Here is a 9,729-nt window from a genome sequence, read left to right on the forward strand (position 1 = left end):
CGTGGACGGCGCGGATCCGGTGACGGCGGCCGGCCGGGCGGTCGCCACCAGCGGCCGGGCCGTGGTGGTCTCGGGCTGCACCGTCATCGTCGCCCTGGCAGGACTGTATGTCTCCCAGGTCAGCTTTATCGGCAAACTGGGCGTGGCCGCCGCCGTCACGGTCGTCACGGCTGTCATCGGCGCGATCACTCTCGTACCGGCCCTGCTCGGACTCGTCGGCCGCCGTATCGACTGTTACCACGTCAGAAAGCCCGTCGCGGAGGGACTTCCGGCCCTGCGCGCGGGCGGTACACGGCCGGGAAGCGCGCGACAGGTCCGTACGCGGCAGGCCGGTACGCGGCGGTCCGCCGAGGCGCAGGGCACCTGGCACCGTTACGCCCAGCGCGTCGAGCGCCGGCCCTGGTGGTTCCTGCTGGCCGGGCTCGTCGCCGTGGGCGTACTCGCGATTCCCGTCTTCTCCATCCGCCTCGGCCATATCGATGACGGCGCCGACCCGAGGAGCTTCACGGACCGGCGCGCGTACGACCTCATCACCGAGGGCTTCGGACCGGGCGCCAACGGTCCGTTCCTCCTGGTCGTCGACCAGAGCCGGGTGCCGCGCGCCGGGCGTCCCGCGCTGGCGGCGAGCCTCACCGAGGCGCTCACGGATGTCCCGGGTGCGGCCGGCATCAGCCCTCTCCGGCCCACCGGCGACGGTCAGGTGCTGACCGCCACGGCCGTCTCCGCGACCTCCCCCCAGTCCGCGGGAACCTCCGCCCTCTTCAGCCGGCTCAAGGACGATGTGCTGCCCCGAGGCGTCTCCGGCACCGCCGCCACGACCTATGTCACAGGCGCGACCGCCGCCGCCGAGGACTTCCTCGACATCATCAGGGCGCGGCTCCCGCTGATCATCGGTGTGGTCGTCGCCCTGGCGTTCCTCATCATCCTGGTGGTGTTCCGCGGGCTGCTGGTGGCTCTCAAGGCCGCCGTGCTCAACCTTCTGTCGATCGCCGCGTCGTACGGAGTGCTGGTCGCCGTCTTCCAATGGGGCTGGGGAGGGCCCGCGCTGGGGATCTCGGGGACGGTGCCGATCGAGAGCTATGTGCCGATGATGATGTTCGCCATCGTCTTCGGTCTGAGCATGGACTACGAGGTCTTCCTGCTCGCCCGCGTCCATGAGTCCTGGCTGCTCACCGGTGACAGCAGAGCGGCGGTCGCGCACGGTCTGGAGATCACGGCGCGTGTGATCACCTGCGCAGCGCTCATCATGGCCAGCGTCTTCGCCGCGTTCATCCTCAGCGACAACATCGTGGTGAAGATGCTGGGCCTCGGACTGGCCGTCAGCGTGCTCATCGACGCCACGATCGTCCGGCTGCTCCTGGTCCCCGCGGTGATGACACTGCTCGGCGCGCGCGCCTGGTGGCTGCCTCGCCGACTGGACCGGGAACAGGACTGGTACCGGTTCCGCAACCGGTACCGGGATGCCGGGAACCAGCCATGACACCTGTGCGTCCCGGCAGTTGGCGTGATCATTCTTGGCCGGATCGCGCTGCTCAAGTCGCACTTACCGAAAGAGGAACATGCGATATCGCACCAGAGTGACGGCCCCGGCGGTCGCGCTCCTCGGCACAGCAGCAGCTCTCACCCTCTCCCCGGCCGCGCAGGCGCGGAGCGCCGACGGCCGTGGCGCACGGGACGTCAGAGACGGGGGAACCCCGGGCGGCGGCAGTCTGAACGATCCCGTCTATCCGGTGCTCGGCAACACCGGATACCGTGTCGCCGCCTATCTGCTGGACTTCACCTACCGCGCCGACACCAAGCTCGTCGACGCGAGCGTGACCGTCACCGCGCACGCCACCCAGGATCTCTCCCGCTTCTCGCTCGACGCGGTCGGTTTTGTGGTCCGCGGTGTGTGGGTGGGCGGCCGGGAAGCGGCTTTCGAGCAGCAGACCGAGAAACTGGTCGTCACGCCGCCGTCCTGCCTGGCGAACCGTGAGAAGTTCACCGTACGCGTCGACTACACCGCCGACCCGCGCAAGATCGCGCCGCCGTACAACGGCTGGGTGCCCACGCCCGACGGCTTCGCCGTGGCCGGGCAGCCGGATCTGGCGCGCACGGTCTTCCCGTGCAACGACCATCCCAGCGACAAGGCCGACTTCACCTTCCGTATCACCGCGCCCGACGGGCTGACGGCCGTCGCGACCGGCTCGTTGGTCTCCACCAGGAAGGCGAACGGCACCACCACCGTCACCTACCGCTCACGTGATCCCCTCGCCACCGAGCTGGTGCAGATCACCGTGGGCGACTACCGGATCGTCGAACGGCCGGGCCCGAACGGACTGCGGCTGCGCGATGTCGTACCGACCACACGCGCGGCGGCACTTGAGCCGGCCCTCGCCCTGACGCCCCATCAGCTCACCTGGCTGGAGCAGCGGCTGGGCGCCTTCCCGTTCGAGGCGTACGGCATCCTGCCCGCCAACACCGACGATCCCAATGCCTTCGACTTCACCGGTCTGGAGACCCAGACCCTCACCATCTACAAGCCGAACTTCCTTCTCCAGACGGAGAATCTGATCGGCTCGCACATGATGCACGAGCTGGTCCACTCCTGGTTCGGCAATCTCGTCTCGCCCGCCACCTGGGCGGATCTGTGGCTCAACGAGGGCCACGCGGACTACTACGGGCTGCTGTACCGGTACGAGCGCGGCTGGCCCGACTCCATCGGGCTGACCAGCATGGAAGCCCGGATGAAGGACGTCTACTCCCGTGGCGACCAGTGGCGCAAGGACGCCGGTCCCGTCGCGGCGCCGACGGCGGCCACGCTCTTCCACAGCCAGCGCTACACGGGCGGTGTGCTGGTCCTGTACGCGCTGTGGACGCTGGTCGGCGAGGAGGTCTTCAGCCGTATTGAGCACACCTTCCTCGACCGGTACCGCAACTCCAGTGCTTCCACGGCGCAGTACATCGCCGTGGCCTCCGAGGTGTCGGGACAGGATCTGACCGGCTTCCTCACCGAGTGGCTGTACGGCACGAAGACACCGAGGATGCCCGGGCACCCGGACTGGACGGTCACTCCGCCGAGCGGCTCCACCGCGCGCCGGCTGCCGCTGCCCAGCTCCCCGAAGGACCTGGGAAGCGCGACGCTCGGCTGACGCGCCCAGCAGGTACGGTACGGGTATCGGCGCCCGTACCGTACCTGCTGGTACCGCGAGCCCTACGGGTACCGCGAGCGCACGCCGGCATGATGGTGGCCGGCCGCGACCGATTCGAGGACCGGCCGCCAGTCCTCCATGATTCCCGCGTCCATTCCGGCGGTCCTGCCCTCGTCGTCGGCCCTGCGCAGCCGTACCGCGTCCTCGGCCAGCGGGTCCAGCACGAAGGCCTCCACCTCCGCCCGGGTCATCGCGCCGCCCTGGAGCCGCAGCGTCCGCGCGCTCCGCTCCGAGAGCGTGTGCCACGGTTCCATCGCGGCCAGATACCGCTTGGCGGGCACATGGAGCCGTACGAGCCGGGCCACCCGGTCGCCGAGCAGCGGGCGTACGGCGTCGGCGGCCCGGTCCCCGTGTCCCGCGTCGTCACCGGGCAGCAGCAGATGGCCGAGATCGTGGACCAGACCGGCGATCTGGAGCTCCTTGTCGGCGGGATGCCGGCGGCGCAGCAGGGCGGCCGTCTGAAGGGCGTGGTCATGGAGATCGACGGCGTCGCCGCTGCGGTCGGGGCTGTCCCAGACGCCCCGGCACGCGTACAGGAGATCCATCAGCTCATCGACCGAGTTCGCAGCCATGGCGGCCCTTTCTCGTCCTGAAATGTCTGCCGTCGCCCTGCCGAGGAGATCATGAAGGGATGAACGGGCCGACGGACGGAGCGTTGAACACGTGGCGAACAAAAGCCGTCGGCCCGAGGCGCGCCCGGCCGCGTGGAAATCGGCGGAGCTGCGCGGAACTCGGCAAAGACAAGCACATTTGTTCCTCGTTTCCTCGTTTCCTCTGTCCGCCGAGGTCGCGGTACGGCACGCTGATGGCATGAACGCTGCCAGACATGCCGGCGAACGGCTGATGACTTGGCCAGGTCTCAGCGGTGGCCGGGCCTATTGCGGCACAGATCCGTGCGTACGCTCGGGTACACAGGAAATAGTTCACTTCCACGGTGAGAACGAAGCAGATGTTCATCTCACCAACGCCATGATCGCCAAGCTTCGTCCGGCGCTCAAGAGGTCCACCGCGCTCCGGTTGCGGGCCGGCTGCGGCTGGGTCACCGTACGGCTCGACACCGGAGCGGACATCGATCTTCTGGTCACTCTGGTCAGCGCCGCGCTCCAGGCCGTCGCCGGGCTGCCCGAGGACGACGGCACGGGCGCGGTGAGCGATCCCTGCACGCGGCAGCGCACTTACGCCTACTCACGCTGATGTCCGGATGCGGGATCGCCGGACAGCGGTGAAGGTGGACATGAAGACGTTCCGACCGAGGAGCCGAACATGTCGATGCTCGACAAGCTGAAGGGCCTCATCAAGGGGCATGAGAGCACGGTCCGCCAGGGGGTCGAGAAGGCGGGCGACGCGTTCGACAGGAAGACGGGGAACAAGTACAAAGGGCCGGTCGACATGGCCCAGAAGAAGATCAATGAGCAGCTCGGCACCAACGAGCCGTCCCGTGAGCCGCCTCGCGACAACCGGCCGTCGGCCGGCTGACGCGCCGCTTCCGGCGCGAGACCACATTCGACGTGCGCGAGACCACATTCGACGTGAAGGCGCCTTGCCGTGCGAGCAGTTGCACGGAGAGGCGCCTCATGTATGGCGGGCTACTACGTTGTTTTCGCTGTTCTCTTCGTCGCGTTCTTCGTTGCTTTCTTCGTCGTCCCGGTCCGTTCGAGAGCGGCTCGTACCATCGCCGCCGCGAAGACCGCGGGATCGGTGTGATCGGCCAGCCGCGCCAACGCCTTGGGCTCGTCGGGCAGTCCGCGCTTCCGCGCGCCCTGGAGAGTCTTCTTGTCCAGATACGGAGCGACCTCCGGCCAGATTCCCTGGACCTCGCGGAGAAAGATGTCCACACCCACGGGACCGAGTCCGGGCACCTCCCGCAGCAACGACCGCAGCGTGCCCATGTCTGCGCCCGCCGCGTCGCGCAGCCGGCGCAGATCGCCGTGGTACTTGTCGAGCAGCAACTCGGCGCCCACACCGAGCTGCGTCGAGGTGCGCTCGTCGTAGCGGCGGTAGCCGCCGAGGCCCAGCGCGTCCACCCGCTGCTGCCAGGTGGCGTCCGCCATCCGGCGCGCGTCGCGGAAGCCGGCCTCCGAGAGCGCACGGGAAGCCGCGACTGCGGTGTCGCTGCGGATACGCGCGCTCAACAGACAGGCCAGGACGAGCAGTTGGTAGAGCGGCTGTGGTGTGTTCCGGAGATGAATACCCGCTTGATCGGCGTAGGTGCGGCCATGGGTGGCGAGCAGTTTCCGTACGGTCTCGCGATCGCTGGTCTCCATCGCAACGCGCCTCCTCCGTCCGGCTGCCATCGCCGTATCGGTGCCCGTGCCCGCTCTCTCCATTGTGACGCGGTCCGACGGCGGTCGCACGTGTGTACGTGGCTACTCGGCCGAGCAGTCGCAGCGCGGTGGCGGATCTGCCCACCCGGACCGTCTGTCCCCAGGTCAGCTCCAGGGCGTCGCTCTCCATACCGTCCCCGAAGGCGACGAGCCGGTCGGACTCGGCTTATCGTCAAGGTGACATAAGGGGTGGGCTGGCGCGCCGTGGCGACTCGTACGGCCCAGCAACGCTGACCTCCCGGCCGCCGCTCCGCCGAGAGTGGAGTCGTACGTTCCCGTACTCCTCGGCACGCCTGACGCACCCGCACACCCGGAGCCCGCCATGACCTGTGTGAACCGACGCGACCTCGGACTGCTCACCCTGCGGCTCGGCGTCGGAGCCGTACTCGCCGCGCACGGCACCCAGAAACTCTTCGGCTGGTTCGGCGGCGGCGGGATCGGCGGGACCGCCCAGGGGATGGAGGCCATGGGCTACCGGCCCGGCAGACCGAGTGCGATCGCCTCCGGACTCGCCGAGACCGGAGGCGGTGTGCTGCTGGCCCTGGGGCTCGCCACTCCGGCGGCCGGAGCGGCGGCGGCCGGCGGTATGGCGGGAGCGTCGGCGGTGCACGCGCCCAACGGATTCTTCAGTCAGTCGGGCGGATTCGAGTATCCGGGCCTTCTCGGCTGGACCGCGGCCTCCATCGGGCTCATGGGAGCGGGCCGCTACTCGCTGGACCATGTCACCTGTTACCGGCTCGACCGGCGGTGGATGGTTCCCGTCGCCTTCGCGGCCAGCGCGGCGGGCGCGGCGCTGGTCATCGGGAAGCGGGCCAGAGGCATGGCGGCGGCTGCCCGGGAGAGTGAGGAGGACGCGCCCGCCGGAGAGGAGGACGCGCCCGCCGGAGAGTGAGCCGGGCGGTGACCGCCGCCGCGGCCACCGCCCTTTTCCTTTGCGCCTCTGATGGCTACGGAGTGATGCGGAAGGCGTCGATCATGCCGACCGCTGTGCTCCTGTTGACGATCCTGATGGTGTGCGAGCCCCGGGAGAGCCCCGATCTCTGCCAGACGGTCTGCTGGGCCTGCCGAGGGCCGGTGATCCTCAGATCGACCGTCGCCTGGAAGGCGTTGTCCAGATAGACGTCCACCGTTCCCATGTCACCGTTGCGTTCGGAGAGGTACTGGATCCCGGTGCCGGTGAAGGTGTACTGCGCCGTCGCTCCCACCGTGTTGCTGTGATGGGTGTCGTCGTTGTAGTCGCCATAGCCGCGGTTGGTCGTGAGGTACCAGTTGCTGTCGTAGGTCACCGAGGTGTTGTTCACCATCGGGTTGGGCGTCGAGCCGAGCCCGAGCGTGGAGTTGGTGCCGGCCAGGGACTTGGCGTCCTGGTTGGCCGTCCCGGTGAGCCGGGTGGAGGTGTACGAGCTGAGCGGCTTGGCGGTGCGCTCGACGACGTACACGGTGTTGGCCGTGGTGCTGAGCGCGAACTCGGCGGCGCTGGTGGTCAGTACGGTCGCGTTGTCGGAGACCCGGCGGACACGCACCTGCTGCGTTCCCCACGGGTTCACGATCCGGGTGCTGTTGCCGTACTGGCTCTTGACTCCCACGTACTTGATCTCGCCCGCCTCGCGCTCCGAGCTGACGAGGAAACCGCCCTTGGCCAGCAGGCTGAACTTGCCGACGAAGGAGGAGTCCGAGGGCACTGCGGGAAAGACCCGGATCTTGTCGTTGTACGACTGGAGCAGCGACTCGTTCGTCGCCGTCAGATGCACACCGAGATACTCGAAGACACCGTTGGTGTTGGCCGTCAGACCGTTCGGATAGTTCTGGTACTGGCGCAGCATGGTCTTCATGCCCTGGAACGTCTGGTCCCCGAGGCCGAGCCTGGCGGCCTGGACCGCGTCGTTCGCCCATACGTTGCCGTACGGGAACGGCCGGGCGTTCCAGGTGTTGATGGCCTTCTGCTGGTCCGGATAGCCGATTCCGGTGAGGTCATAGGGCCAGATGAGCTCGGCCGCCACATTCTCGTTGTTGCGTGTCTGGGATATCGGAGGAGTGTGCGGCAGATACACATTCGCGTCCGACGGATACGCGATCAGATTGTCCAGGATCCGCTGCCACTGCGGACGCAGATCGGCGTCCAGACCGAGATCGGCACCGGTCTGGATGGCCAGCGGGAACAGGGTGCGTACGGCGGCCAGATCGGTGATGGCGTTCGGCACGTTCCAGTAGGTCTCGTGCGAATTGGATGTGGCCACATAGTACTTGCCGGTGCCGCTGTCGTAGGAGAGCTTCGCCGCGTAGAACTTGGCGACCTCACGCATGAACGGATAGGCCGTGTTCCGCAGGTAGTTGGTGTCGTTGGTGTACTTGGCCTGGAGATACATGTTGTACGCGGCTTCGGCGCCGGTCGACCAGATGTTCTTGGTGTAGTCGCTGTTGACCGTGCCACGGGCGTTGCCGTCCCAGCCCATGGTCTCCGGTACCCAGATCCCGTCCACGTTGTATCTGGTCCGGGTGTACGCCTTGAGCGCGTCGAAGTTGCGGCTGTACAGCTTGTTGAATCCGGCGAGCAGATCGGGATGGTTGGAGGCCAGGAACGAGTTGTAGACGTCCCGTTGGTTCCAGTACCAGTACGAATTGCTCCACTTCGTGGCGTCCCCGGTGGCCCGGAAGGTGCCGTTGATGAAGTGGAACGGATAGTTCGCGTATCCGCCGGCGGCGATCATATAGGTGCTGAGGTAGTACACGTTCTCCATGTAGTCCGCTTCACGGGACCCGTTGGAGTACTGCACGAACGACTTCTCCCAGAACGCGTGCCACCAGTTGCGGTAGTTGTTCAGGGTGGTCGTGTATCCCGTGCCCTTCACAGAGTTCAGCGCGTTCTTGGCCTGGGTCACCGAGTTGTTGCCGGGAGCGTTGAGCCGGCTGCTGGCGGTGAACCAGATCGTGTAACTGCTGGACGGTGTGATCGTCAGCCGTACCTTGCGGCCGTCGACGACCTGAGCGGAGTACGCCGCGCCTTCCACGGTCGCCGCCAGGGTGTAGCCGAAGTTCTGCGGATCGGCCTGGCCGCGGCTCAGTCCCGCGCCGGTGGAGTCGGCGTAGGTGGACACCGTCTTCCAGGTGTCGAGATTGGGTACGTCACCGCTGTTCCCGAGCTGGCTCACATCCCACAGGCTCAGCTCCAGCGCGATGCTGGACACTCCGCCGCGTGTGTCGTCCACATGGATGCCCATCACCTCGGAGTTCGGTGAACCCATGACGGTGACGGTCCGGTTGTTGTCGTACTTGGTGGTGAGTGTTCCGTCGTACAGCGAGAGACGCTGCTGGTAGGTGGAGTACCCACTGTCCATCGCCGGAGTGGTGGCCAGATTGAGCAGCCCGCCGCCGAACGCGGTCTGCTGGGAGGTGTCGACGCCGGACACCTGCATGGACAGGCCGTTGTTCTGCCATGCCATGGCACCGATACGGCCGTTGCCGACGGTCAGTCCGTGATCCGGATTGGTGTTGGGCCGGTTGTAGACGATGTCGTGCTTGGAGAGATAGCTCGCGTAGTCGACGTTCAGCGCGCCGGTCGCGTTGTTGAACGCGGCGTCGGTGGTCGACGCGGACGCCGGACCACCGGTGAGACCGCCCAGCAGACAGACGGCGGCGAGGACGAATACGACTATTCGGTTGGGTCTCATCGTGTGTCACTCCCACGAGTGGCAAGGGGGTGCCGAAAGGCAAGGAGGTGTGCGGGTTCGCGGTGGCGCGGGAACACCTGGTCGGCGCGGTGATCCATAAAGCAGCAAGCTGGTGACATGTTCGCAACATGCAGTGAACATCGGAGGTTTCAGGCCGTCAAGTAGCCGTGCAGAACTATTTCGCAGCCCTGTGTGCATATTGATCGGATCTCCATCGATACCGCAGCTGCGACCGGCCTCAGTGGACTCGCTGGGACGGTCTCGGCGGCCCGCTGCGGCCACTTGCCGTCCACCCGGTGGTACGAAGACCGGCCACGCGCTTACATGCGCATGCGGGACGAGGAGGACGAGAACGACGAGGACGGGGACACGAGAACGGGTCCGCCGCCGGCGGCGACGCCGTCGCGGCGTTCCGAGGAGGGCCATGGCAGACGACGACGGACGGCCGGAGGACGAGAGAGCCGCAGCCGCAGACGCGGACGCAGCCGACCGCGCCCACGGCTTCGCGCGGCACGAGAGGCCGGAGGAGCGGGCGGACCGCCAGGG

General features: G+C 67.3%; 8 protein-coding genes. 5 read left to right on the forward strand and 3 right to left on the reverse strand.

The window, feature by feature from the left end:
- Window positions 1-1,480 (forward strand): MMPL family transporter (locus GA0115259_RS24570; protein ID WP_161230462.1); only part of this gene is annotated, 1,480 nt, incomplete at its 5' end.
- A gap of 79 nt (window positions 1,481-1,559) precedes the next feature.
- A complete protein-coding gene (locus GA0115259_RS24575; RefSeq protein WP_093601066.1) occupies window positions 1,560-3,131 on the forward strand; it encodes a M1 family metallopeptidase in 1,572 nt (523 codons plus the stop codon).
- Window positions 3,132-3,193: 62 nt separating this feature from the next.
- On the opposite strand, the gene GA0115259_RS24580 is transcribed toward GA0115259_RS24575, so the two are convergent.
- Window positions 3,194-3,763: an HD domain-containing protein gene (locus GA0115259_RS24580; RefSeq protein WP_093601068.1), complete on the reverse strand. Its 570-nt coding sequence runs from the start codon at window positions 3,761-3,763 to the stop codon at window positions 3,194-3,196.
- 238 nt (window positions 3,764-4,001) lie between these two features.
- On the opposite strand from GA0115259_RS24580, the gene GA0115259_RS24585 reads away from it, so the two are divergent.
- A complete protein-coding gene (locus GA0115259_RS24585) occupies window positions 4,002-4,385 on the forward strand; it encodes a luciferase domain-containing protein (RefSeq protein WP_256098122.1) in 384 nt (127 codons plus the stop codon).
- Window positions 4,386-4,454: 69 nt separating this feature from the next.
- Entirely contained in the window at window positions 4,455-4,667 is a 213-nt protein-coding gene (locus GA0115259_RS24590) for an antitoxin (RefSeq protein WP_093601070.1), read from the forward strand.
- Between the two features lie 113 nt (window positions 4,668-4,780).
- Here the strand turns inward: GA0115259_RS24590 and GA0115259_RS24595 are convergent, their stop codons facing one another.
- A complete protein-coding gene (locus GA0115259_RS24595) occupies window positions 4,781-5,455 on the reverse strand; it encodes an endonuclease (protein WP_093601072.1) in 675 nt (224 codons plus the stop codon).
- Window positions 5,456-5,837: 382 nt separating this feature from the next.
- Between GA0115259_RS24595 and GA0115259_RS24600 the strand changes: the two genes are divergently transcribed.
- The gene (locus GA0115259_RS24600; protein ID WP_093601074.1) at window positions 5,838-6,407 is read left to right on the forward strand and encodes a DoxX family protein; all 570 of its coding nucleotides are present in this window, start codon (window positions 5,838-5,840) and stop codon (window positions 6,405-6,407) included.
- A gap of 55 nt (window positions 6,408-6,462) precedes the next feature.
- Here the strand turns inward: GA0115259_RS24600 and GA0115259_RS24605 are convergent, their stop codons facing one another.
- Entirely contained in the window at window positions 6,463-9,183 is a 2,721-nt protein-coding gene (locus tag GA0115259_RS24605; protein ID WP_202450306.1) for a glycosyl hydrolase family 95 catalytic domain-containing protein, read from the reverse strand.
- Window positions 9,184-9,729: the final 546 nt, after the last annotated feature.

Source organism: Streptomyces sp. MnatMP-M17, assembly GCF_900091995.1.
Lineage (GTDB): Bacteria > Actinomycetota > Actinomycetes > Streptomycetales > Streptomycetaceae > Streptomyces.